The sequence below is a fragment of the Butyricicoccus sp. OF10-2 genome, assembly GCF_003481925.1.
In the GTDB taxonomy this organism is placed as follows: Bacteria; Bacillota; Clostridia; order Oscillospirales; family Butyricicoccaceae; genus Agathobaculum; species Agathobaculum butyriciproducens.
This window is the reverse complement of sequence record NZ_QUMC01000009.1, coordinates 1-16,933: the sequence shown is the minus strand read 5'-3', so window position 1 is coordinate 16,933 and position 16,933 is coordinate 1. Positions and strand designations below refer to the sequence as shown.

Genomic DNA, 16,933 nt, shown 5'->3' with positions numbered 1-16,933 from the left:
ACCGATAAAGCCTAAAATACGGGATATATCGGCATTTACCAACTTATGAAAAGATAATCAGAAATTTAGTAAGTTTTTGGAACAAAAATTAAGGTGTTCAATTTGAACACCTCGACAAAGGGGTTTAGGATATGGGATTCAGATTTCGGAAATCGTTTAAAATCGCACCGGGCGTGCGTGTAAACGTTGGTAAAAAATCAGTCGGCATTTCTGCCGGCGTCAAGGGTGCCCGCGTGTCGGTCAACAGTAAGGGCCGCGTCACTAAGACGGTCGGCATTCCTGGCACCGGTCTGAGTTATACCGACACCTCAACACTTGGTAAAGGCACGGCTGCGCCGCGTACTACGCAGCAGCCTACCGTTTCACCGCAGCCGATTCAGCCGGTAACACATACTCCGGCTGTCAGTCAGACCAAAGCAAGCAACACATCCGCCAAGCTGCTCAAGGTCCTCGCGCCGATCCTGTGTGTGATGGCGGCAATTCTGATGCTGGCCTCTCCGATTGCGGGCGCTGTACTCTATCTCATCGGCGTGTACCTCAGTACCGTCCCCGCCACCTATCAGACCCAGCAGAATCACACCGCTCCCATCCCGATCTTCAAGCGCAAAGGCGTAATCATTGCACTGGTCGTTGGCGTGCTCTGGTTGATCCTGTGCCGCTCTATTTAACACAACAGCAGACCTCTCCCCTTGGGGTCTGCTATATTTTCAACCGTGCAATCGAACAAATGTACGTTTTTCAAGGAGAAATGCAACTATGAGTTCACAAAATTACAAGTACAAAGCCAGCTTTGTCGTAGGACACAAGCCGGACGGCAAGCCGATCCGCAAGTACATCCAGGACAACAGCAAGGCAAAATTTGACGCCAAGGTGCGCGCCTTAAAAGCGCTGACCGATCGCGGCGGCACGCCGAACAAATTCACGGTTGAGCAATGGGCGTGGCAGTGGTATCGCACCTATAAGGCGCCGCATATCGGCGCGTCCCAGCGCAATACCTACGAGGCGCACTTCCGGCTGCGCATCTGTCCGCAAATCGGCGCAATGGCGCTTGCCGACGTCAAGCCGTACCGGCTGCAGCAGCTCATCAACGAGGCCACGACCGATGACGGCAAGCCGCTGAGCGCCAGCACCGCCGAAGAACTGCGCTACATCATCCGTGGACTGTTTGAGCAGGCGGAGATTAACGGACTGATCCCTACCAGTCCGACACGGAAACTGGAAATCTCCGCAGAGCCTGCCAAGAAGCGCCGCTCTCTGACACAGGATGAGGAACGGATCGTGCGCGAAGTCGCGAAAAAGCACTATGCAGGTCCGTGGGTGCTGCTCATGCTGGATTGCGGTCTGCGCCGCGGCGAAACTGTAGCCATCGGCGCAAATGATATCAAGGACGGGCTGCTGCGCATCTCACGAGCCGTTGAGTATAAGACTAACAGCAATCAGGCAACGATCAAAGAGCCGAAGAGTGAATCCGGCGTGCGCTTTGTTCCCATCCCCGCCGAGCTGGTCGCGCAGCTGAACACAAAGACGCGCTACTTTTTCCTGCAGAAAGATGGAACCATGCTGACCCAGACCAACCTGCGCCGCATGTGGAGCAGCTTCCACCGCGCCTGCGATCGTGCTGCCGGTGCCAAAATATACCGCAATAAGATCATCGAGCACGCCTTTGCCGAAGATATCACGCCGCACTATCTGCGCCACACCTACTGCACCAATCTGTACCGTCAAGGCGTGGATTTAAAGACCGCGCAATATCTCATGGGGCACGCGGACATTTCCACTACTGCCAACATCTACAGCCATGTCACCGAGGAGGATGTTCGGAATATTACTGCTAAAAAAGGAAAAAATAAGGGTGGAATTAAGAAAAACCCGTATTTATAAGGCTAAAATGTAAAGGAGTCAAGTCGAACCCATGACTATCTTTCGCAATCCTACATCATTTTTGAAAAAAATCCTACACGAATCCTACATCACTTATCATTTTTGCGATATTTTGTCGTGTGTATCACGCCATTCACGGAAAACGCACGCACCAAAAATCCGAACTTTCTCGCCGCTCAGAACAATTTTAATCGCAAAACAAACAAAACCCCGTCATTTCTGACGGGGTTTCAACTGGTGGACATTAACGGGTTCGAACCGCTGACCTTCCGCACGTCAAGCGGATGCTCTTCCAGCTGAGCTAAATGTCCGAATCAGGGACGGCGGCTGCCATCCCTGCTAGCTGCAAGTTTTTACTTGGTCTTGCTGCGGCCCAGATACTCACCGGTACGGGTGTCGATCTGGATGCGCTCACCCTGCTCGATAAAGATCGGAACCTTAACAACAGCACCGGTCTCAACGGTAGCGGGCTTGAGTACGTTAGTAGCAGTGTTGCCCTTAACGCCCGGCTCGGTCTCAGTGATCTCGAGCTCAACGAACAGCGGCGGCTCAACTGCGAAAACGCTGCCCTTGTAGGAAAGAACCTTAACGTTCTCGTTCTCCTTCACGAAGCGGAAATCGTCGCCCAGAGTATCCTTGCTGATCGGAATCTGCTCGTAGGTCTCGTTGTCCATGAAGTAGTACAGGTCACCTTCATTGTACAGATACTGCATCTCGCGGCGCTCTACGAAAGCTCCTCGAACTTAGCAGTCGGGTTGAAGGAGGTCTCAGTAACCGCACCGGTTACGACGTTCTTCATCTTGACACGAACAAAAGCAGCGCCCTTGCCCGGCTTTACATGCTGGAACTCAATAACCTGCTGTACCTGACCGTCCATTTCAAAAGTTACGCCGTTACGAAATTCACCTGCGGTCATAATCGCTATGCCTCCAAATAATAGTATTTTTTACATCATTAAGCATTATTCGACTGTTCATACAAAACAGTGCTTGTATATAATACCCTATTTTCGCGTATTTTGCAAGAGGGTAACGCATATTTTCTTGAAAATTTTTATCGCGGTGGAACTCGGCGCTTTCCTGCACTGGTTGACCGGGGCATACGAACTGCCGCAGGCGGGCTCGGCCTAACGGGCGACACCTTTTTCTGCACCGGCTGAGCGGGGGACGCGAACTGCGCAAGCGTGTTCGCCCTAACGGGGCGGCTCCTTTTCCTGCACCGGCGGACCGGGGTGCTCGAACTGCGTCAGCGGGTTCGCCCTAACGGGGCGGAGAGTTTTTCGCTGAACCTCAGCGGGAGATTCGCCGCCGCTGCGGCAGGAGCGTGCCGCGCCCCGCGGCGGGGGCAAAAAGGAAGGACAACCTGCGGTTTTCCTTCCTCTTTGAACTCCTACCTTTCCCTTACTTCCTAATCTGGCGCAGATTTCCTATATGTGACCGCTGCGAAATAAGGGAACGGCAGAGGATTTTTTCTACCGTATCTTTCTCAACCTGTTCGCAGGGTCAGATACATTACTGCTACACATATGGGCTACTCTGCGCAAGGCGCGGCATAGCAGTGCCGCGCAATTCGTGAGCGCGTTATGATAGACAGCACCTACGAGGATAAATTGTACCAAACGCTTAATTCGTAGGTGCCGTGCGGTATAACACGTTAAAGAGTTGCGCGGCACTGCTATGCCGCGCCTTGCGCAGAGTAGCCCATATGTGTAGCAGTAATGTATCTGACCCTGCGAACAGGTTGAGAAAGATACGGTAGAAAAAATCCCTCTGCCGTTCCCCTATTTTCGAAGCGGTCACATGTCGGCAATCTGCGCCAGACCCTCAAGGGAAAGGGGAGATTCACAAGAGGGTGGAAACCGCAGGTGTCTACCCTCTTGTGCCCCCGCCGGGTAGGCGCACTCCCCGCTGAGGTTCAGCGAAAACCTCCCCGCCCGTTAGGGGCGAACACGCCTGCGGCAGTTCGAGTACCCCGCTCAGCCGGTGCAAAAAAGAAGCCGCCCGTTAGGGGCGAACACGCTTACGCAGTTCGCGTCCCCCGGTCAGCCGGTGCCGAAAAAACCGCCTGCGCGGTTCGCATTTTCTCGGTTGCCCTATGCCGAGAAAACGAAAAAGGCACCGCTCACGCGGTGCCTCTCCCTTCTGCGGATATGTCAGCCGCTCAGCAGCAGCAGTTGCCGCAATTACCGCAGCCGCCGCAGGTATTATCACCACAGGTACCGCAGGAACCGCAGCCGCCGCTGCCCTGACCGCAGCATACCCAGATCAGGATGATCAGGATGATGATCCACCACCAGGAATTTTCGCCCCAGAAGCCGTTAGAAGAACACATACTGTCATTTCCTCCTATCAAAGATTTCATTACATTCTATGGTAAGAGGCCGAAAGTGGTTACACATTCTCCATTCTCAATTTTCAATTCTCAATTTTCGCCAATACGCCGTCCTTGTGCAGACCGATAACCTTTACGGTGACCGGATGATTTTTCTCCGCCTTATCCTCTATATATACAGGAAAGCCGTAGCGTCCGTGCGCCGCCCACAGGCCGCCGGTCGGGTGCTCGGGCAGCGCGTACAGCGTGCGGCCGACAAACTGCTTTCGATAGGCAGCGCTGAGTGTCTCCGCCACCTGCTTTGCCCGCTCGGCGCGGGCGGTTTTGGTCTGCTGATCGAGCTGACCCGGCATGGCGGCCGCCTTTGTGCCCTCACGTACGGAATATGGGAATACATGCACGGACGCGAACGCGCATCTCTCCAGAAAGGCCAGCGTCTGCGTAAATTCGTCCTCGGTCTCGCCCGGAAAGCCGACAATCAAATCGGTCGTAACCGAGCAGTCCGGAAACGCACGTCTCAGCCGCTCGACACACCTGTAAAATTCCTCGCTCGTGTAGTGGCGGTTCATGCGCCGGAGAACGGTATCGCAGCCGCTCTGCATGGACAAATGAAAATGCCGTGCGAGATTGGCAAAGCCGGCAAGCCGTTCACAAAACGCATCGTCCACCGCCCGCGGGTCGAGGGAGCCGAGCCGGAACTGCACGTTCGGCTGCGCGGTCAGCAGCTTCTCTAACAGTTCGGTGAGCGGCACCTGCGGCTTGAAGTCCTTGCCGTAGGACGCGATCTCGATGCCGGTCAGCACGATCTCGTGCACGCCTGCGTCAGCCAGCCGCGCCGTCTGCTCGAGCGCCTGCTCGACCGGTAAAGAGCGCACCCGCCCTCTCGCATACGGAATGATGCAGTAGGTGCAGAAGTTGTTGCAGCCGTCCTCAATTTTGAGCAGCGCGCGCGTGCGGCCGTGCGGGATACCGGCAGGCAGAGTCTCAAAGCCGCTGTCCTCGCTCTCATGCATCTGTACGGCCTGTCCGCTGACGGCCTGCTCGCACAGGTCGATCACCTGCGCCCTGTCTCTGGTACCGCAGATAAGGTCGATCTCGCCGGTGGCGCGGACACGCTCCGGGTCGGTCTGTGCAAAGCAGCCGCACGCCGCGATAACCGCGTTCGGATTGTCTCTCCGCAGCTTGTGGAACGCGCGGATATTCTTATGGTCGGACACCGATGTTACCGTACAGGTGTTGACGATCACGGCGTCCGCGTCCTTATCCACGATCTCATGTCCGCGCGCCTGCGCCAGCTGACTGAGCGCCTGCGTCTCAAATAAATTAACCTTGCAGCCCAAGGTGAAAAAAGCAAATTTCACAAATGTACATTCCTTTGCTCTCAGCGGCCCGACACGTGCTCTGTGAACGCCTATATTAATAGGTAACACCGCATAATTGAACAAGAGCGATTTGCGAGGAATTTTGCGTACTAACGAGGCGTAGTTTTGCGGTAATACTTGATGTATTACCGTGAAATTACAACGAAGTTAGGACACAAAATTACCGCAAAGCGCCGCAGCTTTAATTGTGCGGTGTTGCCTATGGTGTTCGATCGGGTTACAGCGTTTGTAACCTTACTCTCGTGCGCGTGCGGCCGCTGTGGATTTTCGCTGTCGATTCCTGCGTTTTTTTCGCGTTTGACAGGCTCTATTTTATCACAAAAATGCGAAATTTCAAAACAATGTTTGACAAACCTGTTCAAGCATGCTATACTGTAACCGTAATGTAACTTTGGAATGTAACCATTTTGTAACTATAAGGAGTGCAGATAATGCCTACCACCAAGAAGAATAACCTTCTGGAATACAAGGGTCACCCGCTGATGCGTAAGGAAAACATCATCTATTACGGCTCGATGAGTGACTCTCACATCATTATGATGCAGATCCTCGAATCTAGTGATTACAAGGGTCTGCCGGTTGCAAAGCGTGTATCCGTACAGCTTCAGCAGACCGATCCCAACGTACGTATGAAAGAGCGTATCGTCAAGAAAACCGAGAAGAACAGCATGTGGGCAGCGATGGATATTGCATCCATCTGGCTCGGCAGAGCACTGCACACGAAGTAAGACTTCACCGCAGCTTGCTGCGGCAGTGTAAAGGCTGTTTTCTCCCATTTTGAAACGGAGGCTTCAATTTCATGTCTTTTTCTAAAAAACTCGCTCGCTTCGCATTTTCCGGTGCACTTGCGATGTCGATGGTCCTGCCGAACTCGCTGGCAGTATTTCAGGCTAAGGTAAACGCAGATTCGCTTTACCTGCGTCAGTCCCCCGGCGGTGCAGTGATCACGACCCTCTCCAAGGGTACCACGGTTGCGGTACTGAATAACAGCTCCAGCTGGTACAAGGTATCCGTAAACGGCAAGGAAGGCTATGTCAGCGGCGAGTACCTGACCGGCACCACCGCGACCGATTTTGCACTCGGCACCGGCACTGTAAAGTGCTCGACCAGTGTAAATTTCCGTTCGGCGCCGAACACCTCGTCCACCTCTTACGGTGAGCTGAAGAACGGCACCAAGGTAAATGTAGTCGGCGTAAGCAGCGGCTGGTACAAGGTTACATACAATGGCAAGACTGGCTATATCCATCCGGATTATATCACGCTCGCAAGCAGCTCCGCCGGCACCGCCATCGCTCCGTCGAACACCGTTACCTCTACCACCGGTACCGCCGGTACGGTGAAGTGTTCCTCGAGTGTAAACCTGCGTTCCGAGGCCAATACTTCCTCTTCCATTCTGGCAGAGCTGAAGAACGGCACCGCAGTTACCGTTGTCAGCACCGCAAACGGCTGGTGCAAGGTAAACTGCTCCGGCAAGACCGGCTACATCAAGCAGGATTATGTATCGACCACCGGTTCGGCATCCAATAACACGTCCGCGTCCACCGGTACGGCAGCAGTAGTTAAGTGCTCCTCTACCGTAAACTTCCGCTCTGCGGCAAGCACCTCTTCCACCGTTCTCGGTGAGCTGAAGAACGGCACCGCTGTTACCGTGCTCAGCACCTCGAACGGCTGGAGCAAGGTATCCTACGCAGGCACGACCGGTTACATCAGTGCGGACTATCTCGTAACTGCTTCGTCCGGTACGGCGATCAACCCGTCGAACACCGCAGCTTCTGTCTCGATCAGTGCAAAGCGCCAGAGCGTGCTGAACTATGCTGCACAGTTCCTCGGTGTTCCGTATGTATACGGCGGCAGCACGCCGAGCGGCTTTGACTGCTCCGGCTTGACCTCTTATGTATTCAAGAACACGGTCGGCTCCATCCCGCGTGTCGCTCAGGCACAGTATGATGCAACCACCCGTGTTTCCCGCGACGATCTTCTGCCGGGCGATCTGGTATTCTTCGGCAGCAGCACCTCGTCCATCAGCCATGTAGGCATTTATGTCGGCAGTAACCAGTTTATTCACGCACCCAACACGGGCGATGTGGTTAAGTACTCGTCGCTGACCGGCAGCTATGCGACCCGCTATCAGGGCGCAGGCCGCGTAATTTTTGAGTAAGGTTACATACCAGAAATCCCTTCGGTTTTCCGAAGGGATTTTTCTTTTGCCTATTGAGAGCGGTTATCCCAGCAGCACCGCTTCCCCGTCCTGCCACTGTATGGTCTGCGGCGTGAAGTCCCGCTGTTCCATGCGGGTATTCCACTGTGCGGCGAACGCATCGGAGAGTGCCTGAACGGTCTGCTCGGGCAAGGTGAAGCCTTCCAGCTTGATGGTCCGGCAGGCAAGGCTGAGTTTGCCGTTTGAAACAGCTGCGCTCCACGCGCCGTACAGCTTGCAGCGCTCCGGCAGAAACAGCAGCGCCGTGCGCAGCTTGCCGGGTACAAGATTGCTTTCCGTCAGCGCTTGACGGGTTACGGCTGCCGTCACGGCAATCGTGCCGTCACGGCTGATTTTGACCGCCGTGCCCTCGACCGGAAACGGCAGCGCTTCGGTCAGCACAGACGCGATATCGTCCTCCGTGATGTGAAATTCCATTGCATTGCCCTCCTCGGGTGCGGCAGGCGCCGTTCCGGTATCCGCCCTGCCCATCAGCATATTTCCCAACATCAGCAGGCACAGGAGCAGGCATACGCCTAAGATTACGGTATAGACTGCGCTTTTTTCCTCCTGCATGGCGGGTGCCTCCTTTTTTGCTTCTTGCAACAGCTTATGCGGGATTGGAGTTTATATGCGTGCTATCGGATACGGAATTGGAGCCAACCTTTGGCTGTGAGGTTCGCCGCACCCGTGGCACAAGGTGAATTGCCTAAGGGCAAGAGAAGCCACACTGGGGTGCCCCGCCGTGCAACCCATCTGCACATTGCTTCACCGCAGGGTCAATCTCCATTTTCAATTCTCAATCACTGCTCCGGATACGAAAAAAGCACCGCTTTCGCGGTGCTTTCAGCTTGTCGAAAAAGCAATATTCGATTTTTATGCTTCGTGCGGCAGCACGCATTCAATCGAATTTGCTTTGCAAATTCATAAATTCCGGGAGCATGTATCTCGGAATTTATACAAGGGAAGAAAAAATGTGTCCGCAGGACGCGGTTTTTCTTCGAGATTCGCTCGAAAGCGTGCTTTCAATCGAGAGGCTGCTCGAAAAACAGAGTTTTTCGACAGCCTCAAAGCACCGCTTTCGCGGTGCTTTTCGCATTTCTTTAGAAGAACTTATCCTTAATGCCGAGTGCAAAGATGATGAGCACGATAATCGGCAGGATATAGCTTACATAGAAGCGGATATTATCCTTGACCTTGAATCCGCCGCCTTCGTTGGCCTCTTCCTTGAAGTTCTTCCAGCCCCAGCCGCAGCGGGAGGTGCAGAACAGCAGGTAAACCAGCGAACCGAGCGGCAGCCAGATGTTGGACACGAGGAAGTCCTCGAGGTCGAGCACGTTCGAGCCTGCGCCGAACGGCTGGAAGCCGGACCAGACATTGAAGCCGAGCACGCACGGCAGCGACAGCAGGATCATCAGCACGATGTTGATGGCTGCAGTCTTTTTGCGGCTCCAGCCGGTCAGATCCATGCAGCAGGACATGATGTTCTCAAACACGGCGAGGACGGTCGAGAAGGCCGCAAACGCCATGAATACGAAGAACAGACTGCCCCACAGGCGGCCGAGCGCCATGTGGTTAAAGATATTCGGCAGCGTAACGAAGATCAGGTTCGGACCGCTGTCCGGTGCCACGCCGAAGGCAAAGCACGCCGGGAAGATGATCAGACCGGCAGTAAATGCTACGAACGTATCCAGAATCGCAACATTGACGGCCTCGCCGAGCAGCGCACGGCCCTTGCCGATATAGCTGCCGAAGATAGCCATCGCGCCGATGCCGAGCGACAGCGTGAAGAACGCCTGATTCATCGCGGCAACGATAACATTGGCGATGCCGCACTCCTGCATACGGCCGAGATCCGGAATCAGATAGAAGCGCAGGCCCTCGCCCGAGCCTTCGGTCATGATGCTGTTGATCGCCAGAACGACCATGATGGCCAGCAGAATGATCATCATCACCTTGGTAACGCGCTCCAGACCGCCCTGTAGACCGAACGAGTTGATCATAAAGCCGATGACAACAACCGCAACCATGCAGACCGTCATAACCACCGGCTTGCCGAGCATTTCCGGGAAGGCTGCCTGCACCTGCTCACCGGTCGCGCCGACAAATCGGCCGCTGACCGTCAGGTAGAAGTAGTACAGCATCCAACCGCACACGGTGGTGTAGAACATCATCAGCAGATAGTTGCCTATCATCGCCAGATAGCCGTGGATGTGCCACTTGCTGCCCGGCTTCTCGAGCGCCTGATACGCCCGCACCGGACTTTTCTGGCTCGCACGGCCGATGGCAAATTCCATCGTCATGATCGGCAGACCGAGGATGAGCAGGAACAGCACATAGCACACGACGAACGCGCCGCCGCCGTACTGACCGACCATCCACGGGAACTTCCATACGTTGCCCACGCCGATGGCACAGCCTGCGGAAAGCAGGATGAAGCCGAGGCGCGAGCCGAGTCTTTCTCTTGGCATTGTTTATTTTTCCCCTTTTTTTCTGTGCCGCGTATTGAGCAAACTGCAATATCGGCACGACTTACATACTATAATCAAGCGTCATGATTGTTCTTCGACGCGTGATTTCTCTAATTTTCGGATTTCTTTCCGTTTTTTACGCAGCTCGCGGAAGAAATTCCGCAGAATGTCCGCGCATTCCTGCTCCAGCACGCCGCTCACCAGCGCAGGCTGATGATTGTACGGCAGTGCGAACAGGTTTATCAGCGAGCCGCACGAGCCGGCCTTCGGGTCGGGTGCACCGTAGTACACGGTTTTCATGCGCGAGTTGATGAGCGCACCTGCGCACATCGGGCACGGCTCGAGCGTAACGTACAGGTCGCAGCGGTGCAGCCGCCAACCGCCCAGCTTTTTACACGCCTTCTCGATGGCCTCGATTTCTGCATGGTGCAGTGCGTTTTTCTTTGTTTCCCGTCGGTTGCGTCCGCGTCCGACAATTTTGCCGTCGCAGACAACCACCGCGCCGACCGGCACTTCGCCTTCGTCCGCCGCCTTTTGCGCCAGCTTGAGCGCGGCCTCATATATTTTTCCTGTTCGGTCATAAATTCCTCAGATTTTCCCGAGCAGACGCGCTTTCGCCTGCTCAAATTCTTCCCGCGTAACAAAGCCGCGGTCGCACAGTCCGGCGAGGATATCAAGCTGCTCGACCGGCGTCGGTGTGCGGTCGCTCAGCGCCACCTCGTCAAATTCCTTTTCCGGAATGAGCGCGCCAAACGCCGCAAGGCTGTCCGGCGAAAACCGCAGGTCCACGCGCCGGTTTTCCCACTGCACCCGAAGCTGCACATAGCGTTCATCGTGCTGCACCTGCTCGGTGCGGACCGGTTCGGACTGCACCGCCGCCTCGATGGCGCGTCCATGCGGATTGAACGAAAACGGATGTTCCCAGCCTGCCCAGTATGCCGCCGAGCGGTCAACGGTCACGCCGCCGCCGGATACGCGCGTTTCCGTGCGCATGCCGCCGCACAGACGGTAAAACCGGATTGCCTGCACCGGCAGTTCGCCGCTGTACAGGTTGTCCTTGCCCGTGTAAAGGTTTCTGTCGCGCCGGAAAAAGCACAGCGTATCGCCTTCGCGCCAGACCTCCAGCTTGCCCTTTGACAGCAGCTCACCGCCATCCGTCACCCTCACCAGAAAGGACTTTTCAGGCGGGTTCTTCGGCTCTCCGGCACTGCGGCAGTCCAGTCCCCATTCCTGCAGCACCGCAAGGTTTTCCGCACGGTACGGCACGGAAAGCGCCGCCTTTGTGCCGCGCACATCGGTCAGCGTCAGCGCGATCGGACGCACCTTGTACACGCGGAGCAGACCCTGTATTTCGTCCGGCTCGCTTGACACCGGCTCAGCGCCGAGTGCATAGCTGTGCTTGTCCAGCGTGAGCGGCAGCTGTTCGCTGCCCTCGTCGGTCGGCACGAGCGTCCATGCCGCTGGGTCGGAAAACAGATAATACCTGCCTGCCGATACGAACGGTGCGTCATTTCGGATGGTTACGGTCACGTTTGCTGCACTGCTCATCGCGGAAACCTCCCTCTATGTATCCTTATCGCTTCATTTGCCGCTGGCGCGAAAGATTCATCGTGCCGTCCTGCATTTTCGACAGGTTTTCCAGACAGTTGCCCGTGCCGTATGCCACGCAGGAGACCGCTTCGTCCGCAACGCGCGTCGGAATGCCGGTCTTGGAGGCGATCAGCTTATCGAAGCCCCAGATCAGCGAACCGCCGCCTGTCATGGTGATGCCGTTGGCGGAAATGTCGCCGGTCAGCTCGGGAGGTGTGCGCTCGAGCACCCAGTGCACCGCCTCGACAATCGCTGAGGAGACCTCCTCGAGCGCATCGAGAATCTCACTCGAGCTTACGGTAAACGTGCGCGGCAGACCGGTCATCAGACAGCGTCCCCTGACCTCCATGATCGCTTCCTCGCTGCGCGGATACACACAGCCGACCGTGCGCTTGATCTCCTCTGCCGTGCGGTCGCCGATCAGCGCATTGTGCTTGCGGCGGACGTACTTGACAATAGCCTCGTCGAACTTATCGCCCGCGACCTTGATGGACGTGGATTCGACGATGCCGCCGAGCGAAATAACCGCCACATCGGTCGTGCCGCCGCCAATATCGACCACCAGATTGCCGTTGGCCCTGTTGATGTCGATGCCCGCGCCGATGGCCGCCGCGACCGGCTCCTCGACCAGAAAAACGCGCTTTGCGCCCGCCTGCGTGCCCGCATCAATGACGGCACGCTCCTCCACCTCGGTGATGATTGACGGCACGCAAATAACCACATTCGGCTTGAACAGGTGGATACCCTGCACCTTTGCGATGAATTCCTTGATCATGCGCTCGGTCATCTCGTAATCCGAAATAACGCCCTCGCGCAGCGGACGGATGGCGACAATGTTGCCCGGTGTACGGCCAAGCATGCTCTGCGCTTCCTCGCCCACGGCAAGGATTTTGCCGGAAACCTTGTCCACCGCCACAACGGACGGCTCGTTAAGTACAACGCCCTTGCCCTTGACATAGACCAGCACGGTTGCCGTGCCGAGGTCGATGCCGATATCGCTTGAAAAAAGCGACATCTTTTTCGCGATTCTTTGCAGAAAAGAAGCCATATTTCATTCCTTTCTCCGCGCTCTGTTCGCGTGGATTGACAGTATTACCATTATACAGATTTTGTGCGCCATTTGCAAGACTCCGGGGCAAATACCGAAAATTCGACAGTGAAACCGGCATCACTCCGGCAGCGTGTTCTTATACTGCTGGAATCTTACATCGTTTTCCACCCGTTCTTTATAGGCTGCATACGCCTCCGCCAGCGTGTCATATTTCGTTCCTGTGGTATAATCCTTAAAGGTGTTGAAACTGTTGATATGGTCCGCAATCGCAACATAGCTTTTGCCCTTGTTGCTCCGGGCCGCGGTAATCGTTTCGGAGATGTAAAAGCCGCCGCTCGCCCGGCTGACAATGACCGGTATCTGCTTGCCCGCACCGACGGTATCTGTATCGACCGATGTCCAGAACAAATAGCGGTTGCTCTCGTTCGTGGAACTGCCGAGAAACGCCCATGTGCCCCTGTTCAGCAGGCTGTCGCTTCCGATCTCTTTCTTCACCTGGGGCACCATACTGGAATTGGGGCACTTCGAGTCGATCTCAAAATACTGATTATATTTCAGTGTCTTCAAAATGCCGGTCCGATCGAGTATGCCGTGCAGCTTCTCGTCCCATTTGATCGTGCTGCCCGCTGTGCTCTTGCCTTTCCAGTCAAACACGATCACAGCCGCTGCTCTGTCGTAGTACACCTCGCATTCCCCGCCCGCGGTAGGGATTCCTTTCCAGTTCGCGGTATCTCCTTGCGTCTTAGAATGGGTAACGCCTGCAATTGTAATGGGATCTCTCGACTGCCAGTCATCCTGCTTCTGCTTCAGCTTGACCGTCTTGCTCATGTTTTCGCTGTCCTGCTCCGTAACCGCAGCCAGCACATCAATATACGCCGCCCGCACCTCGATGAGGTCGGATGCCTCCAGACTTCTCTCGATATACTGTATCAGCGCCGGTATCATAAATGCCGCAAGGATCGCCAGAATGACCAGCACAACGATCAATTCCACCAGCGTAAATCCCTTGCGGGTATTTTTCTCTTTCTTCTGCATTTTATCAGCACCTTTTACTGAGTATCGGCTAACCTAAGACGAGCTTTCAGCGCGCTGTACCGTCTGCCCTTCTGGTTGTTATTTACCATATACGCTACCACATCCTGACTGCCGACGATAACCAGCAGGCGCTTCGCGCGTGTGATCGCGGTGTAGAGAATGTTGCGCGTGAGCAGCTTGCGCGGCAGACCGTCCGACAGAGCGAGCACCACCGCGTCGAACTCGCTGCCCTGCGATTTATGTACGGTGACGGCATACGCCAGCTCCAGCTCGTTCAGCATATCGAAGGTGTAGGTCGCAATGCGGTCGTCAAAGCGAATCACCATGCACTCCTGCTGCGGAAAAATGCGAATGATCTCGCCGACGTCGCCGTTGAACACGCCGGTTCCCTGCTCGTCATCCCCCTGCTTTTCCCACACGATGTCGTAGTTGTTTCGCACCTGCATCACGCGGTCGCCCTCGCGGAAAATGGTGTCTCCGAAGCGCTTTTCCAGCTTGCTTTCACTCGGTGGATTGAGCGCCTCCTGCAGACGGCGGTTAAGCGGAATGGTGCCGCTGCCGTGCCGCTTGGCAGGTGAAAGCACCTGTATCTGTGCAGGAGTGAAGCCGTAGTGCTTGGGCAGTCTCTGGGCGCAAAGCTGTGCTACCGTTTCGATAACAGACGCCGGATCCGCCCGTTTCATGATGAAAAAATCGCCGTCCGCACCAGATGGCCTTGGCATTTCACCTGCGTTGACCGCGTGCGCGTTCATAACGATATCCGACTGCTGCGCCTGACGGAAAATCTCGGTCAGCTGAATGGTCGGCACCCGATGTGAGGCGATCAGGTCGCGCAGGAAGTTGCCCGGACCGACCGGCGGCAGCTGATCGGCATCACCGACGAGCACGAGCCGTGCACCGTGCGGCAGCGCATTGATGAGTGCCTGCATGAGCGTGATGTCCACCATAGACACCTCGTCCAGAATGACCGCGTCGCACTCGAGCGGATTGGTCACACTGCGGGCAAACACCGTGCGTCCGCCGCCCGCAAAGCCTGCCTCGAGCAGCCGGTGGATGGTTTTCGCCTCCATGCCGGTCAGGTCGGAAAGACGTTTTGCCGCGCGGCCGGTCGGCGCAGCGAGCAGCGTGTCCAGTCCCAGCGCCTCAAACACCTGCAGGATGCCGCGCACCGTGGTCGTTTTGCCGGTGCCCGGGCCGCCGGTCAGGATAACAAGACCATTGCGTGCAGCCGTTGAAATCGCAAGCTGCTGTTTCTCGGAAAAAGTGAACTCACTGCTCTCCAAAAGCGTGGAAAGCAGCTCATCCACGTCAAAATCGTACTCATAATTGCGCTCTGCCATGTAGCTGAGCATTTCGGCAAGATAGGCCTCCGCGTCATGCATGTCGCGAAGATAGACCGCGTCGCGGTCCGCGATATGCTCGCGCACCAGCCGCCCCCTCTCCTCCAGACGGGAAATGCCGCGCAGCGCCCGATCCTCGTCCACGACCACGTCATCGTCGCTCAGCAGCATGCATACCGCGTACAGCAATTTTTCGACCGGAATGAACGTGTGGCCGTTGTTCAGGTTGAAGGTCAGCGTATACAGAATGCCCGCGTCCACGCGCTCATCGCTCAGCAGCGACAGTCCAAGCTCCATCGCCAGACCGTCCGCCAGCTTGAAATCCACATCATAGTATGGGTCACACAGCAGATACGGGTTCTCGCACAGCGCGTCGATGGCGCTGTCGTGCAGGCGCTTGTACAGCAGCGGCGTGAGCGCGACCGGCAGACCGTGTTCGCTCAGAAAGTCCATCAGCAGGCGCATTTCGCTCTGTTCGGTGAACTGACGGCCGATCTCTTTCGCCTTGCGGTCGGTAATGCCGCGCAGCTCCGACAGACGCTCCGGCTCGTGCATAAGAATGTCAAACGTGTCCTCACCGAACTTTTCCGCAATTTTTGCCGCCAGCCGCGGACCGATTCCGCGAATCAGGCCCGAACCGAGGTACTCCGCGATGCCGCGCACCGAGGTCGGCAGCCGGCGCTCAAACGCCTCGGTCGCAAACTGCTCGCCGTAGGTCGGGTGCGTCACCCAGCAGCCGGTCAGAATGACCTCCTCACCCAGTCCAATGTTGGGAAACGTGCCGGTCGCCGTGACCTCGGCTCCGTTTTCCGCAGCAAGGCGCAGCACGGCATAGCCGTTTTCGTCGTTGTAGTAAACGATCTGCTGCACCGTGCCGCGCACGATCAAATATTCTCTTTCGTCCAACGTCCCACCGTCCCAACTTGTCATTCCAGATAGGTTATGTCCTGCCGCGCCGCCATGTACTTGGCGATATTCTGTCCCTGTCCGCTGCCGATTTCGACAAATGTGATCAGCAGACCGGAAAAATACTGCCGCCGCACGCGCAGTGCTGCGCGGATCAGATGTTCACTGACGGCATCGCAGCCGTCTCCGTACAGCGTCAGTTCCGCCGAGCCGTGCAGCCGCAGCAGCCGCGCGGAGACGATCTCGTACACCGTGTGCAGCACGGTGTAAAATCCCACCGCGGCAAATACCGCCAGAACCGATTGCAGAAAAACAGACATGAGCGTTCCCTCCTGCTATCAGCCTATGCACGGAGGGAATACTTTGTTAGTATATAGTATAGCACAATTGTTCGGATAAGTAAACCGAGCAGAAAATCAGGGAATAATTGAAAATTGAGAATGGAGAATGAACGTGATGATAGAACGATAACCAAATTTCATTTCCCATTCTCAACTCTCCATTTCTGAAAAAGAGACGCTTTCGCGTCTCTTTTCAGTCTGTCAAAAAAGTATTATTTTAATTTTCACGCTTCGTGCGGCAGCACGCATAAAATAGAATTTGCGAAGCAAATTCATAAATTCCGGGAGCATGTATCTCGGAATTTATACAAGGGAAGAAAAAATGTGCCGTAGGGCGCGGTTTTTCTTCAGTATTCGCTCGAAAGCGTGGTTTCGAGCGAGAGGCTGCTCGGAAAACGATAGTTTTTC

Annotated in this window: 15 protein-coding genes, 1 tRNA gene and 1 pseudogene; 4 read left to right on the top strand and 13 right to left on the bottom strand. The window is 55.6% G+C overall.

Translation table 11 applies throughout. From position 1 onward, the window contains the following. Positions 1-131: 131 nt before the first annotated feature. Positions 132-668 (top strand): DUF4236 domain-containing protein, encoded by a 537-nt coding sequence (locus tag DXB00_RS16645; protein ID WP_199697260.1) that lies wholly within the window; start codon positions 132-134, stop codon positions 666-668. An 88-nt stretch (positions 669-756) separates the two neighbouring features. Next, positions 757-1,881: a tyrosine-type recombinase/integrase gene (locus tag DXB00_RS06355; protein ID WP_117555019.1), complete on the top strand. Its 1,125-nt coding sequence runs from the start codon at positions 757-759 to the stop codon at positions 1,879-1,881. Between the two features lie 235 nt (positions 1,882-2,116). On the opposite strand, the gene DXB00_RS06350 is transcribed toward DXB00_RS06355, so the two are convergent. From DXB00_RS06350 to mtaB, 4 genes and pseudogenes are all read right to left on the bottom strand, one after another. Continuing rightward, positions 2,117-2,192 (bottom strand) — tRNA-Val (locus DXB00_RS06350). A 42-nt stretch (positions 2,193-2,234) separates the two neighbouring features. Beyond that, positions 2,235-2,800 (bottom strand): annotated as a pseudogene (gene efp / locus DXB00_RS06345) (elongation factor P). 1,241 nt (positions 2,801-4,041) lie between these two features. Then, positions 4,042-4,212 (bottom strand): hypothetical protein, encoded by a 171-nt coding sequence (locus tag DXB00_RS16640; RefSeq protein ID WP_199667396.1) that lies wholly within the window; start codon positions 4,210-4,212, stop codon positions 4,042-4,044. An 83-nt stretch (positions 4,213-4,295) separates the two neighbouring features. Further along, a complete protein-coding gene (gene mtaB / locus DXB00_RS06340) occupies positions 4,296-5,573 on the bottom strand; it encodes a tRNA (N(6)-L-threonylcarbamoyladenosine(37)-C(2))-methylthiotransferase MtaB (RefSeq protein ID WP_118729544.1) in 1,278 nt (425 codons plus the stop codon). Between the two features lie 452 nt (positions 5,574-6,025). On the opposite strand from mtaB, the gene DXB00_RS06335 reads away from it, so the two are divergent. Together DXB00_RS06335 and DXB00_RS06330 are read left to right on the top strand one after the other, a co-directional pair. Next, the gene (locus DXB00_RS06335) at positions 6,026-6,322 is read left to right on the top strand and encodes a hypothetical protein (RefSeq protein ID WP_110437114.1); all 297 of its coding nucleotides are present in this window, start codon (positions 6,026-6,028) and stop codon (positions 6,320-6,322) included. Positions 6,323-6,393: 71 nt separating this feature from the next. Then, complete coding sequence (locus DXB00_RS06330) at positions 6,394-7,752, top strand: C40 family peptidase (RefSeq protein ID WP_119214632.1); 1,359 nt, start codon at positions 6,394-6,396, stop codon at positions 7,750-7,752. Between the two features lie 63 nt (positions 7,753-7,815). On the opposite strand, the gene DXB00_RS06325 is transcribed toward DXB00_RS06330, so the two are convergent. The 9 genes from DXB00_RS06325 to DXB00_RS16780 form a co-directional block, all read right to left on the bottom strand. Continuing rightward, complete coding sequence (locus DXB00_RS06325; protein WP_119214631.1) at positions 7,816-8,367, bottom strand: hypothetical protein; 552 nt, start codon at positions 8,365-8,367, stop codon at positions 7,816-7,818. Positions 8,368-8,894: 527 nt separating this feature from the next. Continuing rightward, a complete protein-coding gene (locus DXB00_RS06320; protein ID WP_118729547.1) occupies positions 8,895-10,262 on the bottom strand; it encodes a sodium-dependent transporter in 1,368 nt (455 codons plus the stop codon). A gap of 81 nt (positions 10,263-10,343) precedes the next feature. After that, positions 10,344-10,775 carry a nucleoside deaminase gene (locus tag DXB00_RS06315; RefSeq protein WP_242988264.1) on the bottom strand — a complete coding sequence of 144 codons (432 nt, stop codon included), beginning with the start codon at positions 10,773-10,775 and terminating at the stop codon, positions 10,344-10,346. 75 nt (positions 10,776-10,850) lie between these two features. Next, positions 10,851-11,810, bottom strand: coding sequence for an SHOCT domain-containing protein (locus DXB00_RS06310; RefSeq protein ID WP_118729548.1), 960 nt, complete (start codon positions 11,808-11,810; stop codon positions 10,851-10,853). A gap of 25 nt (positions 11,811-11,835) precedes the next feature. Beyond that, on the bottom strand, positions 11,836-12,900 hold the full coding sequence (locus DXB00_RS06305) for a rod shape-determining protein (protein WP_270384500.1): 1,065 nt from the start codon (positions 12,898-12,900) through the stop codon (positions 11,836-11,838). A 120-nt stretch (positions 12,901-13,020) separates the two neighbouring features. Further along, the gene (locus DXB00_RS06300; RefSeq protein ID WP_118729549.1) at positions 13,021-13,938 is read right to left on the bottom strand and encodes a type II secretion system protein; all 918 of its coding nucleotides are present in this window, start codon (positions 13,936-13,938) and stop codon (positions 13,021-13,023) included. A gap of 14 nt (positions 13,939-13,952) precedes the next feature. Next, a complete protein-coding gene (recD2, locus tag DXB00_RS06295; protein ID WP_243022675.1) occupies positions 13,953-16,184 on the bottom strand; it encodes an SF1B family DNA helicase RecD2 in 2,232 nt (743 codons plus the stop codon). Between the two features lie 20 nt (positions 16,185-16,204). Continuing rightward, complete coding sequence (locus tag DXB00_RS06290; RefSeq protein ID WP_118480518.1) at positions 16,205-16,504, bottom strand: hypothetical protein; 300 nt, start codon at positions 16,502-16,504, stop codon at positions 16,205-16,207. A gap of 238 nt (positions 16,505-16,742) precedes the next feature. Further along, positions 16,743-16,933: hypothetical protein (locus DXB00_RS16780; RefSeq protein WP_207665892.1), on the bottom strand; the 191-nt coding region annotated here is incomplete at its 5' end.

What these genes read in the sequence shown, in the direction of transcription:
- DXB00_RS06325 (WP_119214631.1), bottom strand. Translation starts at nt 8,367, where the DNA reads ATGCAGGAGGAAAAAAGCGCAGTCTATACCGTAATCTTAGGCGTATGC.
- DXB00_RS16640 (WP_199667396.1), bottom strand. Translation starts at nt 4,212, where the DNA reads ATGTGTTCTTCTAACGGCTTCTGGGGCGAAAATTCCTGGTGGTGGATC.
- DXB00_RS06300 (WP_118729549.1), bottom strand. Translation starts at nt 13,938, where the DNA reads ATGCAGAAGAAAGAGAAAAATACCCGCAAGGGATTTACGCTGGTGGAA.
- DXB00_RS06305 (WP_270384500.1), bottom strand. Translation starts at nt 12,900, where the DNA reads ATGGCTTCTTTTCTGCAAAGAATCGCGAAAAAGATGTCGCTTTTTTCA.
- DXB00_RS06290 (WP_118480518.1), bottom strand. Translation starts at nt 16,504, where the DNA reads ATGTCTGTTTTTCTGCAATCGGTTCTGGCGGTATTTGCCGCGGTGGGA.
- DXB00_RS06355 (WP_117555019.1), top strand. Translation starts at nt 757, where the DNA reads ATGAGTTCACAAAATTACAAGTACAAAGCCAGCTTTGTCGTAGGACAC.
- DXB00_RS06335 (WP_110437114.1), top strand. Translation starts at nt 6,026, where the DNA reads ATGCCTACCACCAAGAAGAATAACCTTCTGGAATACAAGGGTCACCCG.
- DXB00_RS16645 (WP_199697260.1), top strand. Translation starts at nt 132, where the DNA reads ATGGGATTCAGATTTCGGAAATCGTTTAAAATCGCACCGGGCGTGCGT.
- DXB00_RS06320 (WP_118729547.1), bottom strand. Translation starts at nt 10,262, where the DNA reads ATGCCAAGAGAAAGACTCGGCTCGCGCCTCGGCTTCATCCTGCTTTCC.
- DXB00_RS06330 (WP_119214632.1), top strand. Translation starts at nt 6,394, where the DNA reads ATGTCTTTTTCTAAAAAACTCGCTCGCTTCGCATTTTCCGGTGCACTT.
- DXB00_RS06310 (WP_118729548.1), bottom strand. Translation starts at nt 11,810, where the DNA reads ATGAGCAGTGCAGCAAACGTGACCGTAACCATCCGAAATGACGCACCG.